Source organism: Comamonas denitrificans, assembly GCF_017368815.1.
Taxonomy (GTDB): domain Bacteria; phylum Pseudomonadota; class Gammaproteobacteria; order Burkholderiales; family Burkholderiaceae_C; genus Comamonas; species Comamonas denitrificans.
Window position 1 is genome coordinate 157,126 of the sequence record NZ_JAFNME010000002.1, and the last position, 20,890, is coordinate 178,015.

General features: G+C 61.4%; 17 protein-coding genes. 12 read left to right on the top strand and 5 right to left on the bottom strand.

Going from position 1 to position 20,890, the window contains the following annotated elements:
- The first annotated feature begins 16 nt into the window (after positions 1 to 16).
- The 6 genes from J1777_RS01640 (at position 17) to J1777_RS01665 (ending at position 8,641) form a co-directional block, all read left to right on the top strand.
- Positions 17 to 799, top strand: a complete 783-nt coding sequence (locus J1777_RS01640; protein ID WP_207574089.1) for an enoyl-CoA hydratase/isomerase family protein — start codon at positions 17 to 19, stop codon at positions 797 to 799.
- A gap of 77 nt (positions 800 to 876) precedes the next feature.
- Complete coding sequence (locus J1777_RS01645) at positions 877 to 2,886, top strand: acetyl/propionyl/methylcrotonyl-CoA carboxylase subunit alpha (protein ID WP_207574090.1); 2,010 nt, start codon at positions 877 to 879, stop codon at positions 2,884 to 2,886.
- Positions 2,887 to 2,910: 24 nt separating this feature from the next.
- On the top strand, positions 2,911 to 3,819 hold the full coding sequence (locus tag J1777_RS01650) for a hydroxymethylglutaryl-CoA lyase (RefSeq protein ID WP_207574091.1): 909 nt from the start codon (positions 2,911 to 2,913) through the stop codon (positions 3,817 to 3,819).
- 77 nt (positions 3,820 to 3,896) lie between these two features.
- Complete coding sequence (locus J1777_RS01655) at positions 3,897 to 5,723, top strand: putative nucleotidyltransferase substrate binding domain-containing protein (protein WP_207574092.1); 1,827 nt, start codon at positions 3,897 to 3,899, stop codon at positions 5,721 to 5,723.
- The gene (locus J1777_RS01660; protein WP_207574093.1) at positions 5,720 to 6,382 is read left to right on the top strand and encodes a 3'-5' exonuclease; all 663 of its coding nucleotides are present in this window, start codon (positions 5,720 to 5,722) and stop codon (positions 6,380 to 6,382) included. Before J1777_RS01655 ends, J1777_RS01660 begins: the two co-directional genes overlap by 4 nt.
- A gap of 135 nt (positions 6,383 to 6,517) precedes the next feature.
- On the top strand, positions 6,518 to 8,641 hold the full coding sequence (locus tag J1777_RS01665) for a 3'-5' exonuclease (RefSeq protein WP_207574094.1): 2,124 nt from the start codon (positions 6,518 to 6,520) through the stop codon (positions 8,639 to 8,641).
- Between the two features lie 37 nt (positions 8,642 to 8,678).
- On the opposite strand, the gene J1777_RS01670 is transcribed toward J1777_RS01665, so the two are convergent.
- A complete protein-coding gene (locus J1777_RS01670; RefSeq protein ID WP_207574095.1) occupies positions 8,679 to 10,148 on the bottom strand; it encodes a DUF294 nucleotidyltransferase-like domain-containing protein in 1,470 nt (489 codons plus the stop codon).
- Positions 10,149 to 10,624: 476 nt separating this feature from the next.
- On the opposite strand from J1777_RS01670, the gene J1777_RS01675 reads away from it, so the two are divergent.
- The 3 genes from J1777_RS01675 to J1777_RS01685 all read left to right on the top strand — a co-directional run bounded on the left by J1777_RS01675 (position 10,625) and on the right by J1777_RS01685 (position 13,227).
- Positions 10,625 to 10,888 carry a DUF4212 domain-containing protein gene (locus J1777_RS01675; protein WP_207574096.1) on the top strand — a complete coding sequence of 88 codons (264 nt, stop codon included), beginning with the start codon at positions 10,625 to 10,627 and terminating at the stop codon, positions 10,886 to 10,888.
- A 3-nt stretch (positions 10,889 to 10,891) separates the two neighbouring features.
- On the top strand, positions 10,892 to 12,634 hold the full coding sequence (locus J1777_RS01680) for a sodium:solute symporter family protein (protein WP_207574097.1): 1,743 nt from the start codon (positions 10,892 to 10,894) through the stop codon (positions 12,632 to 12,634).
- Positions 12,635 to 12,714: 80 nt separating this feature from the next.
- The gene (locus J1777_RS01685; protein ID WP_207574098.1) at positions 12,715 to 13,227 is read left to right on the top strand and encodes a hypothetical protein; all 513 of its coding nucleotides are present in this window, start codon (positions 12,715 to 12,717) and stop codon (positions 13,225 to 13,227) included.
- 143 nt (positions 13,228 to 13,370) lie between these two features.
- Here the strand turns inward: J1777_RS01685 and J1777_RS01690 are convergent, their stop codons facing one another.
- Positions 13,371 to 15,110, bottom strand: a complete 1,740-nt coding sequence (locus tag J1777_RS01690) for a cation acetate symporter (RefSeq protein ID WP_207574099.1) — start codon at positions 15,108 to 15,110, stop codon at positions 13,371 to 13,373.
- Positions 15,107 to 15,418 carry a DUF485 domain-containing protein gene (locus tag J1777_RS01695; RefSeq protein ID WP_207574100.1) on the bottom strand — a complete coding sequence of 104 codons (312 nt, stop codon included), beginning with the start codon at positions 15,416 to 15,418 and terminating at the stop codon, positions 15,107 to 15,109. Before J1777_RS01695 ends, J1777_RS01690 begins: the two co-directional genes overlap by 4 nt.
- 480 nt (positions 15,419 to 15,898) lie before the next feature.
- On the opposite strand from J1777_RS01695, the gene J1777_RS01700 reads away from it, so the two are divergent.
- Positions 15,899 to 16,927 carry a porin gene (locus J1777_RS01700; protein WP_207574101.1) on the top strand — a complete coding sequence of 343 codons (1,029 nt, stop codon included), beginning with the start codon at positions 15,899 to 15,901 and terminating at the stop codon, positions 16,925 to 16,927.
- A gap of 127 nt (positions 16,928 to 17,054) precedes the next feature.
- On the opposite strand, the gene J1777_RS01705 is transcribed toward J1777_RS01700, so the two are convergent.
- Positions 17,055 to 17,525 (bottom strand): universal stress protein, encoded by a 471-nt coding sequence (locus tag J1777_RS01705; protein ID WP_207574102.1) that lies wholly within the window; start codon positions 17,523 to 17,525, stop codon positions 17,055 to 17,057.
- A gap of 175 nt (positions 17,526 to 17,700) precedes the next feature.
- Between J1777_RS01705 and tgt the strand changes: the two genes are divergently transcribed.
- Positions 17,701 to 18,873: a tRNA guanosine(34) transglycosylase Tgt gene (gene tgt / locus J1777_RS01710; protein WP_207574103.1), complete on the top strand. Its 1,173-nt coding sequence runs from the start codon at positions 17,701 to 17,703 to the stop codon at positions 18,871 to 18,873.
- 63 nt (positions 18,874 to 18,936) lie between these two features.
- Positions 18,937 to 20,367: a GGDEF domain-containing protein gene (locus J1777_RS01715; RefSeq protein WP_207574104.1), complete on the top strand. Its 1,431-nt coding sequence runs from the start codon at positions 18,937 to 18,939 to the stop codon at positions 20,365 to 20,367.
- Between the two features lie 75 nt (positions 20,368 to 20,442).
- On the opposite strand, the gene J1777_RS01720 is transcribed toward J1777_RS01715, so the two are convergent.
- On the bottom strand, positions 20,443 to 20,844 hold the full coding sequence (locus tag J1777_RS01720) for a hypothetical protein (RefSeq protein WP_207574105.1): 402 nt from the start codon (positions 20,842 to 20,844) through the stop codon (positions 20,443 to 20,445).
- Positions 20,845 to 20,890 lie beyond the last annotated feature (46 nt).

The window sequence follows — 20,890 nt, forward strand, 5'->3', positions numbered from 1 at the left end:
AACAAGGAGCCGAACCATGACCCGTTCCATCATCACTTCCGTGAATGCCGGGGTTGCCACCCTCACCCTGAGCCAGCCGGAAATCCGCAACGCTTTCAGCGATGTGGTGATTGCCGAAATCACCGCCGCGTTTGCCGAAGTCGGCCAGCGTGACGATGTCCGCGCCGTGGTGCTGGCCGCCGAAGGCCCGGCCTTTTGCGCCGGGGCCAACCTCAACTGGATGCGGGCCATGGCCGACTACACCCGCGAAGAAAACCTGGCCGACGCAGGCAAGCTGGCCGCCATGCTGCACACCATTGCCACCTGCCCGCACCCCACCATCGCCCGCGTGCAGGGCGATGTGTACGCCGGGGGCATGGGCCTGGTGGCCGCCTGCGACATGGCCGTGGCCGTCGATGCGGCGCACTTTTGCCTGTCGGAAGTGAAGATTGGCCTGATCCCCGCCACCATCGCCCCCTACGTGCTGCGGGCCATGGGCACCCGTGCCGGGCAGCGCTACTTTTTGACCGGCGAGCGCTTTGATGCGGCCGAGGCGCTGCGCATCGGCTTTGTCCACCAAGTGGTGGCGGCCGACGATTTGGACAGCGCCGTCGATGGCCTGCTCAAGCACCTGCTCTCGGCCGGCCCGGCCGCCGTGCGCGCCTGCAAGCGGCTGGTCGATGACGTGGCCGGGTGCGAGATCAACGCCGCGCTGGTCGCCCGCACCGTCGAATGCATTGCCGACATCCGCGCCAGCGCCGAGGGCAAAGAGGGCGTGCAAGCCTTTTTGAACAAGCGCAAGCCCAATTGGCTGGGTTGATCTTCATAAATACATAGCTGCTAGCGCTTGCTCAATAAGGGCTAGAGGCCAAAAACACTGAAAGTTTTGAGACCGTGATGTTTAAAAAAATCCTGATTGCCAACCGTGGCGAGATCGCCTGCCGTGTGGCCGCCACCGCCCGCCGTCTGGGCGTGCAAACCGTTGCCGTGTATTCGGATGCCGATGCCAATGCCAAGCATGTGGCCGCCTGCGACGAGGCCATCCACATTGGCGGCAGCGCCCCCAAAGACAGCTACCTGCAGTGGCAGCGCATCATTGCCGCCGCCCAGGCCACCGGGGCGCAGGCGATTCACCCCGGCTACGGCTTTTTGTCGGAGAACGAAGACTTTGCCAACGCCTGCGCGGCCGCTGGGCTGGTGTTCATTGGCCCGCCCGCATCGGCCATCCAGGCCATGGGCCTGAAAGCCGAATCCAAACGCCTGATGGACAAAGCCGGTGTGCCCCTGGTGCCCGGCTACCAAGGCGAAGACCAAGACCCCGAGCTGCTGCAGCGCGAGGCCGATGCCATTGGCTACCCCGTGCTCATCAAGGCCAGTGCCGGTGGGGGCGGCAAAGGCATGCGGCTGGTGGAAAAGCGCGAAGACTTTGCCGCCGCCCTGGCCTCGTGCCAGCGCGAAGCCATCAACAGCTTTGGCAACGATGCTGTGCTGGTCGAAAAATACGTGCTGCGCCCGCGCCACATTGAAATCCAGGTGTTTGGCGACACGCACGGCAACTGTGTGTACTTGTTCGAGCGCGATTGCTCTGTGCAGCGCCGCCACCAAAAAGTGCTGGAAGAAGCCCCCGCCCCCGGCATGACCGAGGCCCTGCGCCGCCAGATGGGCGAGGCCGCCGTGGCCGCTGCCCAGGCCGTGGGCTATGTGGGCGCGGGCACGGTGGAATTCATCGTCGAGCAGCCCGGCGGCTACGAGCACCCCGAGCAGATGAAGTTTTACTTCATGGAAATGAACACCCGTCTGCAGGTGGAGCACCCGGTGACCGAAGCCATCACCGGCGAAGACCTGGTGGAGTGGCAGCTGCGCGTGGCGGCGGGCCAGCCCCTGCCCAAGCGCCAGGACGAGCTGCGCATCATCGGCCACGCCATCGAGGCGCGCATCTGCGCCGAAAACCCGGACAACCAGTTTCTGCCCGCCACCGGCACCCTGGCCATCTACCGCAAGCCCGCACACAGCGCCTTTGCCCGCAGCGATATTCGCTTTGACGACGGCGTGCGCGAGGGCGATGCCATCAGCCCCTTCTACGATTCGATGATCGCCAAGCTCATCGTGCATGGCGATGACCGGGCGCAGGCCCTGGCCCGGCTGGATGCCGCGCTGGCGCAGACGCACATCGTCGGCCTGGCCACCAACGTGCAATTTTTGCGCTACGTGCTGGCCAGCGATGCCTTTGCCCAGGCCAAGCTGGACACAGCGCTGATCGAGCGCGAGCGCGAGGTGCTGTTCAACCAAGACAAGTTGGGCCTGGAGCTGGCCGTGGCCGCTGCGGTGGCGCAGACCGTGCTCACCGAACAGGCCCAGCAAAGCGCCGACCCGTTCAGTCGCACCGACGGTTTTCACTCGCATGGCGCGGCCAGCCGCCGCATCGACCTGCAATACCAGGGCGAGCCGGTGGTGGCCACCCTGCGCTATGCGCGCGACGGCCTGCAACTGCAAGTGGGCACGGGCGACTTCCAACCCCTGGCGGCCACCCTCAACGACGATGGCAGCATGGACTTGCGCTTTGGCAGCCTGCGCGAGCGCGTGTTTGACTATGCCCTGGGCGAAACCGAATACCTGTTCACCCGCCGTGGTGCCACCCAAATCACCGAGCTGGATGTGCTGGCCCACGCCGGCCAAAGCGGCAGCGAGGGCGGCCGCCTGACGGCCCCCATGCCGGGCAAGGTGGTGTCGTTTGCCGTCAAGGCGGGTGACAAAGTCACCAAGGGCCAGCCCCTGGCGGTGATGGAAGCCATGAAGATGGAGCACACCGTGGCCGCCCCGGCCGATGGCGAGGTGGTCGAGCTGCTCTTTGCCCCCGGCGACCAGGTGACCGAGGGCGATGAGCTGCTCAGTTTGAAAACCGCTTAAACCTTCCACGCAAGGAGTTGTTGCATGAGTTATCCCACCCAAGTGCGCCTCATTGATGTCGGCCCGCGCGATGGGCTGCAAAACGAAAAGCAGCCCGTCCCGGCGGCCATCAAAATCGAGCTGGTGCAGCGCCTGCAAGAGGCGGGCCTGAAAGAGATTGAGGTCACCAGCTTTGTCAGCCCCAAGTGGGTGCCGCAGATGGCCGACAACGCCGAGGTCATGGCGGGCATTGAACGCCGCGCGGATGTGCGCTATTCGGTGCTCACCCCCAACCTGAAAGGCTTTGAAGCGGCCATCGCCACCCGCCCCGATGAAATCGTGGTGTTTGGCGCGGCCAGCGAGGCCTTTAGCCAGAAAAACATCAACTGCAGCATTGCCGAAAGCATCGAGCGCTTTGCCCCGGTGGTCGAGGCCGCGCTGGCCGCCGGCATCGCCGTGCGCGGCGCCATGAGCTGCACCGTGGGTTGCCCCTACGAGGGCGAGATTGCCCCGGAACAGGTCAGCTACCTGGCCGGATTGATGAAGGGCATTGGCGTGCAGCGCGTGGATGTGGCCGACACGATTGGTGTGGGCAACCCGCTGTCGGTGCGCCGGGCGATTGAGGCCACGCTCAAGCACTACGACCTGGAGCACATCAGCGGCCACTTTCACGACACCTACGGGCAGGCGCTGTCGAATACTTTGGCAGCAGTCTCCGTTGGGGTGTGGAACTTTCAATCGTCTGTTTCGGGCTTAGGCGGCTGTCCGTATGCGAAAGGCGCTACTGGAAACGTAGCAACCGAGGATGTGGTGTTCATGCTGCACGGCATGGGCATTGAAACGGGCATTGATTTGGACAAGCTCATCGACGCGGGCCAGTTCATCAGCGACTCCCTGGGCCGCCCCAACGGCTCGCGCGTGGCACGGGCGGTGCTGGCCAAGCGCCTAGGGTAAGTCGCTAGTCCGTAAGCCGCTGGCCCGCAGGTTTTGCAAGCGTGGTGCAAGCCTGGCCCGGTTGAATCGTTGGCACTATGCCCAATGCCTTTAATTTCTCGGCCTCGCCGTTTGACTGTCTCTCGACCGACGAGCAAGCGCTGGTGCGCAGCAACGTCGATATTGCCTACTTCCAGCCCCAGGCGGTGGTGCTGGAGGTGGGGGCCGAGACCACCCACCTGTTCGTCATCATCAAAGGCTACGTCACGCAAATGGAGGGTGACGAGGTGCAGGCCACCTTTGGCCCGGACGATTGCTTTGATGGCCGCAGCTTGGTCGCGGGCCGCGCCAGCAGCCGCTTTGTCGCGGCCGAGGAGGTGCTGGTGTACCAACTGGCCCGCGCCACGGTGCAAGAGCTGATTGCCCGCAATGCCACCTTTGGGGCGCTGCTGTTCTCGGATCTGGGCAACAAATTGAGCGCCCTGGCCCAGCGGGCCGAAGAGCATGAAACCCAGTCGCTGCTGATGGCCCGGGTCGATCAGGCCTACTTGCGCCCCGCGCACACGGTGCCCGCCAGCGCCAGCATTGTGCAAGTGGCCCAGGTGTTCAAAGACCAGCGCACCACCAGCGTGCTGGTCGAAGACCCCAGCCGGGGGGCCGAAGGGCTGGGCATTTTTACCGCCACCTCGCTGCAGCATGCGGTGCTCGATGGCCGGCCGCTGGACCGCTTGCCCGTGGGGGATTTGGCCGTGTACCCGGTGGTCACCGTGCAGGCCAGCGACACCATTGGCGATGCCATGGCCGTGCTGCTGCGCGCCCGGGTGCATCGGGTGGTGGTGGTCGATGAAGCCGGCCAGGTGCAAGGCCTGCTGCGGGCGCTGGATTTGTTCAGTTTTGTGGCCAACCAATCGCACCTGGTGGGCGTGCAAATTGAGCAGGCGAGCACGCTAGAAGATTTGCAGCACGCCGCCGCCTTGATTACGCAACTGATCGCCGCCTTGCACCGGGGCGGCATGCGCATTGGCCTGATGACGCGGCTGGTGCAGCAGCTCAACACCCGCCTGTTTGAACGCGCCTGGGGGATGATTGCGCCCAGCGATTTGCAGGCCAATAGCTGTTTGTTTGTCATGGGCAGCGAAGGCCGGGGCGAGCAGCTTTTGAAAACCGACCAAGACAATGGCCTGCTGCTGCGCGATGGCTACCAACCGCCGCACAACCTGGCCGAGATTTGCCAGCAGTTTTCCGATGCGCTGGCCCGCTTTGGCTACCCCGAATGCCCGGGCCGCATCATGCTGAACAACCCGGCCTGGCGCGGCACGGTGAAAGAATTTACCCAGCGGCTCAAACGCTGGCTGCTGGTGCCCGAGGGGGCCGACGATTTAATGAATCTGGGCATTTTTCTGGATGCCCTGGCCGTGGCGGGCGATGCGCATTTGCTCACCCAGGTGCGCGACAACCTGCAGGCGTTTACCTTAGACAGCGACGTGCAAGTGGCCCGCTTTGCCGCAGCGGTGGATGCCTTTGGCAGCCCCGCCAGCTGGTGGGGGCGCTTGCTGGGGCGCGATGGGGCCGAGCAGGTGAATTTGAAAAAAGCTGGGCTGTTTCCCATCGTGCACGGCGTGCGCAGCCTGGCCTTGGCCCAGGGAATTGGGGCCACCAGCACGGCCGAGCGCCTGGATGCGCTGGTCGCCCAGCAGGTGCTGGACCCCAAGCTGGGCCAGGAATTGCAAGAAAGCCTGTACTTTTTGATGGGTCTGCGCCTGCAGGCGGGGCTGCACGAGTGGGCGCTGCACCGCCCCATCAGCGGCAATGTCGATCCCAGCACCCTCAGCAGCCTGGAGCGCGATTTGCTCAAAGACACGCTGGCCGTGGTCAAACGCTTCAAGGCCGTGCTGCACCAGCGCTTGCGCCTGGATTTGGTATGAGTGCGCAGCTGCCCGGTTGGCTGCCAACGCGCTGGGCCCAGCTGCGCCGCCAGTGGCTGCGGCGGCGTTTGCGGGCCGCAGAGTTTGCCTGTGTGCTGGAGCCGCCACCGCCCAACGAATGGGTGGCGCTGGACTGCGAAACCACCGGGCTGAACACGCGCACCGATGCCATCATCTCCGTCGGTGCGGTGCGCATTGTGGGCGACAAAATCCTGACCAGCCAGCGCTTGGAATTGCTCATCTGCCCAGACAAACAAGTCAGCGCCGACAGCGTGCGCGTCCACCGCCTGCGCCAGCAAGATTTGCAAGATGGCCTGCCCCTGGACGAGGCCATGCGCCGCTTGCTGCACTTTATTGGCAGCCGCCCGCTGGTGGGCTATTACCTGGAGTTTGACGTGGCCATGCTCAACCGCGCGATTGTGCCCATCCTGGGCCTGGGCCTGCCGCAGCGGCGCATTGAAGTCTCGGCCCTGTACCACGACTTCAAGTTTGCCCAGTTGCCGCCGCACCACCAGCAGGGCAATGTCGAGATTGATTTGCGCTTTACCACCTTGCTGGCCGATTTGGCTTTGCCCCAGCGCGAAGCGCACGATGCGTTGAACGATGCCGTCATGGCGGCCATGGCGTTTGCCAAGTTGCGCCATTTGCTTGCCTTATAAAAAATAGCTTGTTCCGCTGATTTTTAAAAGGTATTTTTATCTTTTAACTTTGAAACTCTTTATTTGAAAGCGATACGCGCTCTCTTTTTTAATATCATCAGCCCCTGCGCGGGGAATAAAGGAAACAATGCCGTCATGCAAGCAAAAGCCAAGTGGGGATGGGTGATCGCCGGGGCGGGCAGCCTGTGGGCGGGGGTGTTGCTGGTGTTGGGCCTGCTGGTGCCCTGGCTGGGGGCGCAGCCGCTGCCGGGGCAAGTGCTGCTGTGGGGCGGCCTGTGGGCCGTGGGCACCGCCGCCGCCAGCCTGGCTTGGCGGCACGGGGTGGAGCGCCCCCAGCGCCAGCTGGCCCGCCTGACCGAGCAAGTGCGGGTGGCCTGCACCATGGAGCTTGCCCCGCCCCTGCAGGGGCGCGGCCCGCTGGCCCAGGCCTTGGCCCAGCAGGTGCAAACCCTGGTCGCCCAGCGTGACCGCTTGCGCCAAGACATGGCCCAGCAGGTGCAGCAGGCCAGCGTGCGGGTGCAGCAAGAGAAAGACCGCCTGGCCGCCCTGATTGCCGAGCTGCAGCAATCGGTGCTGGTGTGCAACCTGGATGGCCGCATCCTGCTGTACAACCACCGCGCCCGCACCGAGTTGGGCGCGGCCCACCAAGGCCCGGTGGTCGGCATGGGCCGCTCGGTGTATGCGCTGCTGGACCGGGGCTTGATGCAGCATGCGCTGCACACCATTGGCCAGCGCTTGGCCCGGGGCACGGGCCGGGCCGTGGCGCAATTTGTCACCTACACCCCCTCGGGCCAATGGCTGCGCGTGCAGATGACCCCCGTCCTGACCCAGCAAAACGAGCAGAACAGGGCGCTGTCGGGCTTTGTGCTCTTGCTGGACGATGTGACGCAAAGCTTTGCCCAGGAGCATGAGCGCGACAGCGTGCTGCACAGCCTGACCGAAGGCAACCGCGCCAGCCTGGCGGCCATGCGCAACGCCGTGCAGCAACTGCGCCAGCAAGCGGGCGATGGCCCCTTGCCCGAGCAGCTGCTGCACCTGGTGCAAGAAGAAATGGGCCGCATGGGCGAGCGCATTGATGCCCTGGCCGCCCGCTCGGCCCAGGCGCTGCAGGCGCGTTGGCCATTGCAGGAGATGCTGGGGCAAGAGTTTTTGGCGGCGGCCCAGCACCACTTGGCCGAGCGCCTGCCCTGTCCCTTGGTGATTGCCCCGGCCCCTGACGAGCTGTGGCTGCGGCTGGACAGCTACTCCTTGCTCCAGGTCTTGCAGTACCTGGGGCAGCGTTTGGTTGATGAATTTGCCGTGCGCAGCCTGGAGCTGCGCCTGCAGCCGGCCAGCGACGATGCACAAGCGCCCCGCGCCCACCTGGATTTGGTCTGGACGGGCCACGCCATGAGCACCGAAACCGTGATGAGCTGGGAGATGGACCCCATGGCCGTGGGCAGCGGCCACAGCACCTGGTCGGTGCGTGAAGTGGTGGCCCGCCACCGGGGGCAAATGTGGTTTGAGCGCGAGCGGGTGCGCCATACGGCTTTTTTCCGCTTTGCCTTGCCGCTGGAGCCGGTGCCCAGCGCCCCAGAGGAGACGGCCGCCATTGAAAGCCGCCCCGAGTTTTACGACTTTGACCTTTTTCAGCACGAAGAATCGGACAGTGCCTGGGAGCAGCGGCCCCTGGCGAGCCTGCGCTACACGGTGTTTGATACCGAGACCACGGGGCTGAACCCGTCTGGGGGCGACCAGATTTTGCAAATTGGTGCGGTGCGCATCGTCAATGGCAAATTGCTGGCGCACGAGAATTTTGACCAATTGGTGCATCCCGGACGCAGCATTCCCAAGGCGGGCATCCCCATTCACGGTATCACCCCCGAAATGGTGGCCGACCAGCCGCGCATTGAGGCGGTGCTGCCGGTGTTTCAGCGCTTTGCCGAAGACAGCGTGCTGGTGGCGCACAACGCCGCGTTCGACATGAAGTTTCTGCAGCTGCTGGAGCCGCGCACCGGGATCGCGTTTCGCCAGCCGGTGCTCGATACGCTGCTGCTATCGGCGGTGGTGCATCCCCACCAGGAATCGCACCGCCTGGAAGCCCTGGCCGAGCGCTTTGGCATCCCCGTGCTGGGGCGGCACACCGCGCTGGGCGATGCCATGGTCACGGCCGAGGTCTGGTTGCACCTGCTGGGGCAACTGCAGGCCATGGGCATCCACACCCTGGGCCAGGCGCGCGAGGCGGCGCAGAAAACCTACTTTGCCCGCCTGAAGTATTAAGAGTATTAAGAATCCGATCGAACGGCGGGCGCAGGCATCAGCGGCTGATGGGGTAACGCTTGGCCAGCACCGCCTGCTGCGCCTGGATGAGTTTGAAGGCCTGCTTGAGCTGCAGGCGCTCAAAGCGCGACAGCTTGGCCAGCGGCAGAAAGTTGTCCGGGGGCTGCTGGGCATCGGCCTGGCGGGCTTGGTGGACCAAGCGCACGGCGGCAATAAAGGCCAGCGCATCGCCCAAATCTTGCGCGGCTGCGGCGCTGACCTCGCCGCCGGCCAGCGCTCCGGCCTGGGCCAGGCGCTCCTGGGTATTGACGGCCTCCAGCCCCCCGGCCAGGGCGTAAATGCGGGCCAAATCGACCATGGGGGCAATGGCGCTGTGCTTTAAATCAATGCACCCGGCATGGGCCGGCCCGCGCAGGGGGCGAATGTTGCCCAGCCAATTGAGCGGCGGGCGCTGGGTCAGGGCATTGCCCACCATATGCCCTAAAAACAATTGGCTGCGCTGGGCGCGCGAGAGTTCTTCCTGGCGCAACTGGGTCAGCAGCGGCGTGTGCCCGGCCACGGCCCGCAAGTCAAAAAACACACTGCTGTGCAGCAGCGCCATGGGCTCAGGCTGGTCAATCCATTTGCGAAAGTAGCGCCGCCATTGCGCCAGCGGTTGGCACCACTGCGCATTCATGGCCATCATCTCGCCGGGGCAATGGATGTAGCCGCAGGCATCCAGCCCATCGCAGACAAAGCGGGCAAAGTCGGCGAAGTACGCGCCGTGCTGCACCGGGTCGTACTCGTCGGCCAGCACCAAGGCGTTGTCCTGGTCGGTGCGGGCCGTTTGCTCCTGCCGCGCCTGCGACCCTGCGGCCACCCACACCCAGGGCACCGGCGCAGGCCCGAGCTGCTGCTCTGCCAGGGCAATCAAGCGGGTGGTGATGGCATCGGTCACCGTGGTGACGATGCGGCCAATGCCCTGTGCCCCAGCCCCGCCGTGTACCAGGGCTTGCTGCAGGGCTGGCACCTGGGCACTGAGTTGGGCCAGGGTGGCAATGTCCGGTGCCTTGTGAATGCCCCGGGCCAATTGCACCACGCTGGGACTTTGGCGCGCGTCCACATTGCGCGGGGTGACGATGCCCAGCACCCGGGCCTGGTCCAGCACCGGCACGTGGTGGATGTTGTGCTGCGCCATCAGCGTCAGCGCATCCAGGGCGCTGGCCTGCGGCGGCAGGCTGTGCAAGGCGGTGCTGGCAATCTGGCGCAGCGGCAGGGCGGGGGACAGGCCCTGGGCCACCACACGGTTGCGCAGATCGCGGTCGGTGACGATGCCGTACAGCTGCGCTCCCTGCATCAGCAGCACGGAAGACACCCGCGCATCGCGCATCGCTTGGGCACCCATTTGAATGCTGGCATCGGGTGGCAAACACAAGGGTGCGCGGGCAATCAGGGCCGATAAAGGGGTGCCCAATAAACCGGAAGTGTCGGCCGTAATCGGGGTGGCAGCGGCGGAAAAATCAGTCATAAATTCAGGGGCAGAAGGTGTGGATTATTTCGTGGATTTTGTAGTATTTCTGAAAAATTATCCAGAGATAGAACGCGGCACATACATCTGTCAAGTGGGTTTCTTTTGAGAAATTTAAGTATTAATACCTATTCTAAAATATTTTCAAATCCTGTATTAAGATGCGCAAGTTGTTGTTTATTTTAAATTTTTATATTTTTTACGAGTTTTCCCTAGTTTTGTAGGCTTTACTTACAAGAAGTAAGAATTTCGTAAGTTTGAGGCAAATGATGGCGGGTGTGAAACGGTGTCCATCTGGAGCGGATACCGTTTTGCCTTCTTATGCAGAGAGACAATGTCAATTACTTGACAAAGCCGAAGGAAATGGAGGTCATTCACCATTGAGTAACGCGGTACTACTTTTTTAATGCATTGAATAAATAATCTTATTGAAAAATTTATACGGTAATAGATTATTAAATTAAACAGGAGACAAAATGTTAAAACCACTTACCGAGCGAGACCATGCCTATTGGCATGCGAACGTCAAACTCATTGCCTTGTGCCTTAGTATTTGGGCGCTGGTTTCTTATGGCTTTGGCATGTTGCTGCGCCCCCTGCTGATGGGGATCAAAATTGGCGGGGCCGATCTTGGCTTTTGGTTTGCCCAGCAAGGTTCCATTCTGACGTTTCTCGCACTCATCTTTTTTTATGCTTGGAGCATGAATAAGCTGGACAAAAAGTTTGGTTTGGAGGAATAAACCATGAGCCAGTTTTGGATTAACTTTATTTTTGTGATTGGCTCTTTCATCATCTACACCGCCATTGCGGTGTGGGCTCGGGCCAAATCCACACGTGAGTTCTATATTGCCGGGGGGGAGGTCAATCCGGTGATGAACGGCATGGCCACGGCGGCGGACTGGTTGTCGGCGGCCTCGTTCATTTCGGTGGCCGGTTTGATCTCGGTGGGCTACGTGAACTCCTCGTTCATCATGGGCTGGACGGGTGGCTACGTGCTGCTGGCCACCTTGCTGGCCCCGTACATGCGCCGCTTTGGTGCCTACACCGTGCCCGATTTCGTGGGCAAGCGCCACGGCACCAAAACTGCCCGCGTGGTGGCCGTGGGGTGCTTGCTCATCATCTCGCTGACCTATGTGATCGGCCAGATGACTGGTGCTGGCGTGGCGTTTTCGCGCTTCCTGGAGGTGAGCAGCACCAACGGTCTGCTGATTTCTTCGGTGGTGGTGTTTTTCTATGCCGTGCTGGGTGGCATGAAGGGCGTAACCTACACCCAGGTGGCCCAGTACATCGTGCTGATTTTGGCCTTTACTATTCCGGCGGCTTACCTGTCGCTGATGATGACCGGCCACATCCTGCCGCAAACGGGGCTGTATGGTGAGCACACCGCTTCGGGTCTGCCGCTGCTGGAGAAGCTGAACCTGGTCGTGCGCGACCTGGGCTTCCAGGACTACACCGCCGACGTGAGCAACAAGTGGAACATGTTCCTCTTTACGCTGACGCTGATGGTGGGCACCGCTGGGTTGCCGCACGTCATCATCCGCTTCTTCACCGTGCCCAATATTCAAGATGCCCGCTGGTCGGCTGGCTGGGCGCTGGTGTTCATTGCGCTGTTCTACACCACCGTGCCTTCGCTGGCGGCCATGGCCCGCTTGAATGTGCTGGAGACGGTGTACCCCCAAGGCACCGACAAACCGGCACTGGCCTATGACGAGCGCCCGGAATGGTTCAAAACCTGGGAGCAAACCGGTCTGTTGAAAGTCGATGACAAGAACAAGGATGGCCGCATCCAGTTCTACAACGAGGGCAACAAAACCTTTGCTGAAGGCACGGCCAAAGAGCGTGGTTGGGAAGGCAACGAGCTGACCGTGAACAACGACATCCTGGTGCTGGCTTTGCCTGAAGTGGCGAACATGCCTGGCTGGCTTATTGGCCTGATGGCGGCCGGTGGTATTGCGGCTGCGCTTTCGACAGCGTCTGGCTTGTTGCTGGCGATTTCTTCGGCGGTCAGCCATGACCTGCTGAAAAACACGCTGATGCCGCACATTTCCGAGAAGACGGAAATGCTCTACGCCCGCCTGGCCATGACCGGGGCCATCACTGTGGCCACGTGGTTGGGCTTGAATCCCCCTGGGTTTGCGGCCCAAACGGTGGCGCTGGCCTTTGGCATGGCCGCTGCCACCTTGTTCCCGGCGCTGATCATGGGGATTTTTGTCAAGCGCGTGAACAACAAGGGCGCGGTGGCCGGCATGCTGGCCGGTGCGGCCCTGACCATTGGCTACATCTTTATGTACCTGGGCTGGTTCTTTATTCCCGGCACCAACACCTTCCCGAATACGCCAGAGCATTGGATCATGGGCATCTCGCCCCTGTCCGTGGGCGTGATCGGTGCGGTGACCAACTTTGTCGTGGCCATTGGTGTCTCACTGGCCACCGAAGAGCCCAGCGAAGAGATTCAGGAAATGGTGCGCCGTGTACGCTATCCTTAAAGCTTGGCGTGCAAGGTTTTATTAAATAGCTAACCAATGGGCTTTCTGCGGAAAGCCCATTTTTGTCAGGGAGATAAAAAATGATTTGGAATTTGGCCGGGGTTTTTATTATTGGCTTGTGTACCGGGGCATTTGGATATTTACTGCGCAAGCTGAGTAAAAACCGCCTGCCAAAATGGATTATTCCGATTGCGGCAGGGGGCGGTATGTTTGCGTATTTGGCGTATTACGACTATGCATGGTTTGATTTCAAGCGCAGCCAGCTGCCAGAGGGCTCGGTGGTGATTCAAGAATACCGCGAGCCAGATTTTTTTCGCCCCTGGAGCTACCTGGCCCCCTCGGTGAACCAGTTTGACGTGGTCGATGGCCAATACCGGCGGCACCAGCAGGAGGGCGACACGATTGTGGAGTACATCGTTTACCGCTTCATCAAAGACCCCTCGGAGCGCATGCTGCAAATTCACCAGGTGCTCAACTGCACCAGCCGCGAGCGCGTGGCGCTGACCGACCCGGCCCACCGCGCCAAGCAGCCAGGCCAGGCGGTGGAAATGGTGCTGGCCAGCGACCGGATGCTGCAAACAGCCTGCCGGTAAAGATTGTCAATAACCATAGCGCCTAGCGCTTGTAAAACAATCATTTTGCAATGAATCTTCTTGAAATCTTTATTTAATCAGCGCATCCAGCTATAAAAAAAACCGGGCCTAAGCCCGGTTTTTGTTGTGCGCAGCCGCTGTGCTTAGTGGCTAGAAGCCTGCGAAGCGCCCAGGCCCGTTTCCGAGCGGATTTGCTGGGCAGGGAAGCCAGCGCGGTCGATTTCGGCACGGGCGCTCTTGTCGGTGATCGAGAAGAACCACACGCCAAAGAAGGCCAGCGGCATGGAGAACAACGCCGGCGACGAGTAGGGGAACAGCACCGACTCAGGCGAATTGCCCAGGGTAGCCACCCAGATCGAGGGCGAAACAATGGTCAGCACCACCGAAGAGACCAGGCCCATGAAGCCACCGATCACCGCGCCACGGGTGGTGCAGTTTTTCCACAGGATGGACATGATCAGCGCCGGGAAGTTGGCCGATGCAGCAATGGCAAACGCCAAGGCCACCATGAAGGCCACGTTGATCTTCTCGAACAAAATGCCCAGCAGCACGGCGATGATGCCCAGTGCAAAAGTGGTGATGCGGGTGACTTTCAGCTCGGCTGCGGTATCGGCCTTGCCGCCCTTGAACACGGTGGCGTACAAGTCGTGCGACACAGCGGAGGCGCCCGACAAGGTCAAGCCAGCCACCACGGCCAGGATGGTGGCAAACGCCACGGCCGAGATAAAGCCGTAGAACACGTCGCCGCCCACGGTCTTGGCCACCAGCACTGCCGCCATGTTGGCCGCACCAGCGCCGCCGTGGATCACGCCCTTGGCGGTGTCGGCCATGGTCGGATCGGTCAGCACCAAGGTGATGGCACCAAAGCCGATGATGAAGATCAGGATGTAGAAGTAGCCAATCCACACCGAGGCCCAGCCCACCGATTTACGGGCTTCTTTGGCGTTGGGCACCGTGAAGAAGCGCATCAGGATGTGGGGCAAACCAGCGGTACCGAACATCAGCGCCATGCCGAAGGAGATGGCCGAAATCGGGTCTTTCAAGAAGCCGCCAGGGCCCATGATGGACAGGCCGGCTTTGGCCGCTTCTTCCGGCGTTTTGCCCGCGTTGGCCGCCACTTCAGTGCGCACGCGCACGCCGTCGGCAAACAGCGCCTCGGGGCTGAAGCCATATTTAGACAGCACCATGAAGGCCATGAAGGTCACGCCCGACAGCAGCATCACCGCCTTGATGATCTGCACCCAGGTGGTGGCCGCCATGCCGCCAAACATCACGTAGATCATCATCAACGCGCCCACCAGCACCACGGCGATCCAGTAGTCCAGACCGAACAGCAGTTTGATCAGCTGGCCGGCCCCGACCATTTGGGCGATCAGGTAGAAGGCCACCACGATCAGCGTGCCCGAAGCGGCAAACGAGCGGATGGGGCCGTTCTTGAAGCGGTAGCCCACCACGTCGGCAAAGGTGAATTTGCCCAGGTTGCGCAGGCGGTCGGCCATCAGGAAGGTGATGATGGGCCAGCCCACCAAAAAGCCGATGGAGTAGATGATGCCGTCGTAGCCGGTGGCCATCACCATCGCGGAAATCCCCAGGAAGGAGGCGGCCGACATGTAGTCGCCCGCAATCGCCAAACCGTTTTGGAAGCCGGTAATCCCGCCCCCGGCGGTATAGAAGTCGGCGGCCGATTTGGTGCGGCCCGAGGCCCATTTGGTAATCCACAGCGTTGCCGCCACGAATACGCCAAACATGATGATGGCAATCCAGTTGGTTGCCTGCTTATTGACATTGCCAATGTCACCGCCAGCGGCCAGTGCCAGCGGGCTGGTGGCCAAGGCCGCCAGGGCCAGGGCGGAGCCGACAAAATGCTTTGGTACGCGCTTCATTTGGTCACATCCTTGAGCAGTTCTTCGGTCAGTGTGTCGAATTTGTTATTGGCGACCCGCACGTAGTACACCGTGATGCCGATGGTGAACAAAATCACCCCCAACCCAATGGGCACCCCCAGGGTGGTTACGCCGTTAGGCCCCAGGGGCGCGGCCAGAAACTCTTTGTCAAATGCGATCAGACCGACGTACCCGTAGTACACGATCAGCATCAGGATGGTTAGGGTGACACCCAGCGGGTTGCGTTTGGCACGCAGCTCCTGGTACTTAGGATGAGATTGGATTTTTTGAACAATGGGATCAGTCATTGTTTGCCTCCTTATGTTGCGAGATTGTCAGCATTCAGTAAGTCTGGAGACTTTGCCGACAGCGGTATTCTGGAAATTCGGTCTGACCGCTTGCTTACTCGGTTTGACGAAAATTGACAGGGTTTTCACTGGAAATTTCATATGGAAAAACAAGTGCCTAGGGTTACTACGGGGTGTGGACTTTTTGTGCCTGCAACCGCTGGCTCCCGCCGCCTGGGTGGCTGCTGAACCGCCCCGTGAAAGCGCATGAAAAAAGGGGGGCGGTCGTGGCGGCACAATGGCGATTTGCCGTAGTGCCAGCGACAAAGCACCGTGGGCAGGTGTTTGAATTGTTGTTTTTTTGCGCCAAAAAGCCTACTTCCTGCGCAAAAAAGGCCCTTCACGCAGGGGGCCTCCTAAAATCCGCCCACCCGCGCTACTGGGCTTTACGGAGACAAACCAGAGCGCAACCCTTTTTTATTCTTCCCACAAGGATTTGACATGATGAAACTCTCTCGCCTGATGCTGGCCGCTGTGGCCGTCTGCGGTACCTCGGCTGTTATGGCCCAAAGCAGCGTGACCATTTATGGCCGCGTGAATACCACCGTTGAGCACCAAAAATTGGGCGACAACAAAGCCACTGGCCTGGTTAACAACAGGTCGCGCATCGGTTTCAAAGGCGTGGAAGACCTGGGCAATGGCCTGAAAGCTGGTTTCGAACTGGAAGCTAGCTTCAACTCTGACGACGGCTCTGGCCCCCTGACCTTCGACCGCAAAAGCGAAGTGAACCTGTCGGGCAACTTCGGTATGGTGCGCCTGGGTAACTTCTACCCTGAGTCCTACTACGCCACGTCCGACTACATCGGCATGCACAACCATGAAACCGGTTCGTCGTCCGATGTGCTGTACTACGACGCGGCTTGGTTTGATGGCAATGGCACCCGCAACAAAGTGGCCTACCGCACGCCTACCTTCAACAACTTCTGGGCCGAAGCCAGCGTGAGCCTGCACGAAAAAGCCCGGACGGGTGCTGCTGCAGTGAATAAGAACGCCTACGACTTGGCCGCCAACTACAACAACGGCCCCCTGTCCCTGGGCGCTGGCTACAGCTACTGGAACAGCAACTACCAAGCTGCCCTGCGCGGCCTGTACACCTTCGGTCAGTTCACCGTGGGTGCTTACTACCAGCGCAACAAAGACGACAACGCCATCCTGGGCACCGGTGCTGGCACCCGCAACAACTTCCGCCTGTCGGCCATGTACGTGATGAACGCTTCGGAATTCCACGTGAACGTGGGCCGTGCCAACAAGTGGAGCAATGTGAGCGATTCGGCTGCTACGCAGTGGACTCTGGGTTACAACTACAACCTGAGCAAGCGCACCAAAATCTACACCTACTACACCCGCATCAACAGCGGCAAGGGCATGGACTACTCGAGCGGCGCTGCCAGCTTTGACAGCATCAAGGCCGGCACCAACGCAGGCGATAACTTCTCCTCCTTCGCCCTGGGCGTGCGCCACAACTTCTAAAGTGGTCTAACCCCAACAAAAAACCCCGATGCCTGCATCGGGGTTTTTTTATGGCTTACTTCTTAAAAACAGGTGCTGCTAGCGCTTGAAATAGCTTGTTTTTATGAATAAAGATGCCGAAATCCCTTTATTGGTCAGCGGATTGAGCTTCTTCTTTTTCTACGGGCTTGACAATCAACACCGGCAGATTGGCCCGGTTGAGCACCGCCTGCGACACCGAGCCCATCAGCGCGCGCTGCAGCGCGCCCACGCCCCTGGCACCGATGATGAGCATGCTGGCGTTGAAGCTTTCGGCCAGATCCAGCAGTTCGGTGGCCGGTTCGCCCAGGGCGATTTCGCTGGTAAAGGGCACGCCAGCGGCTTGCGCCAAGGCTTCGGCGCTGGCCAGTAAATCTTTGCCCGCTTCCAGGGCCGCGCCGGCAATCAGGTCAGAGTCGTTGGTGGCCAGCTCCAGGAAGGTGGCCGGTTCTTGCACATGCAGCAGGGCCAGCTGCGCGTTCAGGCCGCCTTGCACCAGGGCGATGCCTTGGCGTACGGCTTGCAGGGCGGTGTCAGAACCATCGACGGCGATGGCAAGGGTTTGGGTGTTTTCGTCCATATCGGCCTTTCATGAAAATGCGGTGCCCACTATAACCAGGGATGCGCGGCCCCCAGCCGCACGCCAGCGGGTGCAAGGGGCTGGGGTGGGCAGGCGCTGGGGCGCGCTATTCGTTCTTCGTTATTCGTGCCCAGCGTTTCGAGTGCGCTTGCGCTTCTGGGACAATAGCGCCCCTATGCTGCAATTTGACCTGCTCACCACCGATCCCGCCAGCCACGCCCGCCGTGGCCGTTTAACGCTGAACCATGGCGTTGTGCAAACCCCTATTTTCATGCCCGTGGGCACCTATGGCACCGTCAAAGGCGTGCTGCCGCGCAGCCTGCACGACATGGGGGCGCAGATTATTTTGGGTAACACCTTTCACCTGTGGATGCGCCCGGGGCTGGACATCATGCAAAGCTTTGGCGGCTTGCACGGTTTTGAGCAGTGGCACAAGCCCATCCTGACCGACTCGGGTGGCTTTCAGGTCTGGAGCCTGGGGGCCATGCGCAAGATCACCGAGCAGGGCGTGCATTTTCAAAGCCCGGTCAATGGCGATAAGCTGTTTATGTCGCCCGAGGTGAGTATGCAGATTCAGACTGTGCTCAATTCAGACATCGTCATGCAGCTGGACGAATGCACGCCGTATGAAACCAACGGCGTGCTGACCACCGAGGCCCAGGCCCGCCAGAGCATGGAGATGAGCTTGCGCTGGGCCAAGCGCAGCCAGGAGGAATTTCACCGCTTGGGCAACCCCAACGCGCTATTTGGCATCGTGCAGGGCGGCATGTTTCCCCATCTGCGCCAGGAGTCGCTGGAGGCCCTGGTGGCCATGGACTTTCCGGGCTACGCCGTCGGTGGAGTGAGCGTGGGCGAGCCCAAAGACGAAATGCTGCAAATCATGGCGCACACGCCGCACCGCCTGCCGGCGCACAAGCCGCGCTACCTGATGGGCGTGGGCACGCCCGAGGATTTGGTCGAGGGCGTGGCCTGCGGGGTGGATATGTTTGACTGCGTGATGCCCACACGCAATGCCCGCAATGGCACGGTGTTCACCCGCTTTGGCGATTTGAAGCTGCGCAACGCCCGCCATAAAACCGACCACCAGCCGCTGGACCCCACCTGCACCTGCCATGCCTGCGCTGGGGTGGAGGGGGTGAGCTGGCAAGACGGCGGGCGCGGTGGTTTCAGCCGTGCCTACCTGCACCACCTGGACCGCTGCGGCGAGATGTTGGGGCCGATGCTGACCACCATCCACAACCTGCATTACTACCTGAACCTGATGCAGGAAGTGCGCAACGCACTGGATGCGGGCACGTTCGCGGCATTCCGTGCCCAGTTCAAGGCCGACCGGGCGCGGGGTGTGTAGGCTGGGGTTGATAAAGCGGCTTTTCTACCGTTGTAGGTGAACAAGCTGCGCCACAATGATTGCATGGTCAGCCTGTCCTTTTTGAGTTCCAGCACCAAGCGCCCCCTGTGGCAAGGGCAGCTGTTGGTGGTGCTGTGCGTTGTGGTTTTTTCTTTGCTGGGGATTGGCACCCGCACAAGCGAGTATTTGGCCTCCTTTTGGGGCACCAATGCCGTCATGCTGGGCCTGCTGCTGCGCAACCCCCACTGGGGGCGCGACTGGCGCACCTGGGCGTATGCCTATGCCGCTTATGCACTGACCGACTGGCTGATGGGCACGGCCCCATTCTGGGCCTTTGGCATGGCAGCGGCGAATGAGTTGGGCGTGGCCGTGGGATGGTGGCTTTTCATGCGCAAGCCGCGCAGGGTGCGGGAGTTGCAGCAATCGCGCTCGGTGCTCGAATTGTTGCAAGCCTGTCTGGTGGCGGCCCTGGCCAGCGCGGCGGTGGGGGGCGCGTTGTCCTGGATGCGGTTCGAGATCCCTTGGTGGCAAGCCTACGTCATGTGGGCAGTGTCAGAATTTGCCGCGTTTATTTTGACGGTGCCGGTGTTTTTGGTCGCTGCGCGCACCAAGGTGTGGTCGTGGCGCAGTTGGTGGCCAGACAAGCCCATGGATTGGCACTACGCCCTGCCGCTGGTGACTTTGATTGCGAGCGAGGCGGTCGCTTTCGTCATGAAGGGGCCGGGAACGCTGGGCTTTTCCGTGCCAGCCATGATTTGGTACGCCATGGCCTATGGGGTGCGGCCTACGGTGCTACTCAATTTTGTGCTGAGTCTGTGGAAAATGCTGTCGATCTCCATCGGCAGCTTCACCTTTAGCTTGGCCGATATCAACGATGTCACCTCGCTGCGCTTGGGGGTAGCGCTGCTCTCGTTGGCTCCTTTGACCGTGGCCTGCACCTATGCCCTGCGCCAACAAAGCCTGGGCCAGTTGCGCCAGTTGGTGGATTACGATGCCTTGACCGGGGCCCTGAGCCGCCGCGCCCTGTTGGAGCGGGGCGGTAAATTGCTGCAGCGCATGCGTGGCGAAGGCCAGCCCATGGTGCTGCTGATGATTGATTTGGATTACTTCAAACAAGTCAATGACCTCTACGGCCATGCCAATGGCGACAAGGTGTTGCAGGCCTTTGTGCGCAGCACACAGGCCGTGTTGCGCCCCGAGGATGTGCTGGGCCGCATGGGCGGGGAAGAGTTTGTCGTGATTTTGCCGCGCACAGCATTGGCGCAGGCCCAGCGGGTGGCCCAGCGCATTGGCGATCAATTGCGCCAGCTGGAGATTGTTCTGGATGGCAGCAATGTGATTGGTGTGACCTGCAGCATTGGGATGGCGGCCATCACCCAATGGGACGCGCACAACCCGCTGGAGTTGCACCTGAGCTTTGCCGATCACGCCCTTTACCAGGCCAAGGCCGCTGGCCGCGACTGCGTGCGGGTGTACCAAGACCCGGGCCGCTAACCACAGGGCACCCGGGCCGACCATTGCCGCGCCCGGGGGAGCTGGCCTTGGGCATGCCAAGCCCGGTCGGCTGTATCAAACGGGTTTTTTGGTGCTGCGGGCCTTGGGGGCGGTGGATTTTGCAGCGGGTTTTGTAGTGGTTTTGGCAGCGGATGCAGCCGGTGCTTTGGCTGGTGCTGCTGCCGTCTTGGCGGCGGCTGGGGCCGCTGCTTTTTTGGCTGGCGCTTTTTTGGGTGCCGCAGTGGGGGTGATGGCGGCTGCGGCCTGGGCGGCGGTTTGCGCGGCGGTGGTGGCTTGGCTGACGGCTTGGCGCATCATGTCGCTGGCGGTTTGGGCGGCGACTTTGGTGAAATCGCTGGCCATGCTGGCGGCTTGGGCCATGGCGTTTTTTTGTGCCGGGTCTTGCAGCACCTGCTGGGCGATGTGCTGAAACTGCTGGGTGAGGGAGCCCCACCACTGCTGGGCCTGTTCGGCCATGGGGTGGGGCTCCCTCACCCAGCAGTTTCAGCACATCGCCCAGCAG

Bases quoted from the DNA above. Each gene is read 5' to 3' on its own strand.
- J1777_RS01640 (WP_207574089.1), top strand. From the start codon at position 17: ATGACCCGTTCCATCATCACTTCCGTGAATGCCGGGGTTGCCACCCTC.
- J1777_RS01645 (WP_207574090.1), top strand. From the start codon at position 877: ATGTTTAAAAAAATCCTGATTGCCAACCGTGGCGAGATCGCCTGCCGT.
- J1777_RS01650 (WP_207574091.1), top strand. From the start codon at position 2,911: ATGAGTTATCCCACCCAAGTGCGCCTCATTGATGTCGGCCCGCGCGAT.
- J1777_RS01655 (WP_207574092.1), top strand. From the start codon at position 3,897: ATGCCCAATGCCTTTAATTTCTCGGCCTCGCCGTTTGACTGTCTCTCG.
- J1777_RS01660 (WP_207574093.1), top strand. From the start codon at position 5,720: ATGAGTGCGCAGCTGCCCGGTTGGCTGCCAACGCGCTGGGCCCAGCTG.
- J1777_RS01665 (WP_207574094.1), top strand. From the start codon at position 6,518: ATGCAAGCAAAAGCCAAGTGGGGATGGGTGATCGCCGGGGCGGGCAGC.
- J1777_RS01670 (WP_207574095.1), bottom strand. From the start codon at position 10,148: ATGACTGATTTTTCCGCCGCTGCCACCCCGATTACGGCCGACACTTCC.
- J1777_RS01675 (WP_207574096.1), top strand. From the start codon at position 10,625: ATGTTAAAACCACTTACCGAGCGAGACCATGCCTATTGGCATGCGAAC.
- J1777_RS01680 (WP_207574097.1), top strand. From the start codon at position 10,892: ATGAGCCAGTTTTGGATTAACTTTATTTTTGTGATTGGCTCTTTCATC.
- J1777_RS01685 (WP_207574098.1), top strand. From the start codon at position 12,715: ATGATTTGGAATTTGGCCGGGGTTTTTATTATTGGCTTGTGTACCGGG.
- J1777_RS01690 (WP_207574099.1), bottom strand. From the start codon at position 15,110: ATGAAGCGCGTACCAAAGCATTTTGTCGGCTCCGCCCTGGCCCTGGCG.
- J1777_RS01695 (WP_207574100.1), bottom strand. From the start codon at position 15,418: ATGACTGATCCCATTGTTCAAAAAATCCAATCTCATCCTAAGTACCAG.
- J1777_RS01700 (WP_207574101.1), top strand. From the start codon at position 15,899: ATGATGAAACTCTCTCGCCTGATGCTGGCCGCTGTGGCCGTCTGCGGT.
- J1777_RS01705 (WP_207574102.1), bottom strand. From the start codon at position 17,525: ATGGACGAAAACACCCAAACCCTTGCCATCGCCGTCGATGGTTCTGAC.
- tgt (WP_207574103.1), top strand. From the start codon at position 17,701: ATGCTGCAATTTGACCTGCTCACCACCGATCCCGCCAGCCACGCCCGC.
- J1777_RS01715 (WP_207574104.1), top strand. From the start codon at position 18,937: ATGGTCAGCCTGTCCTTTTTGAGTTCCAGCACCAAGCGCCCCCTGTGG.
- J1777_RS01720 (WP_207574105.1), bottom strand. From the start codon at position 20,844: ATGGCCGAACAGGCCCAGCAGTGGTGGGGCTCCCTCACCCAGCAGTTT.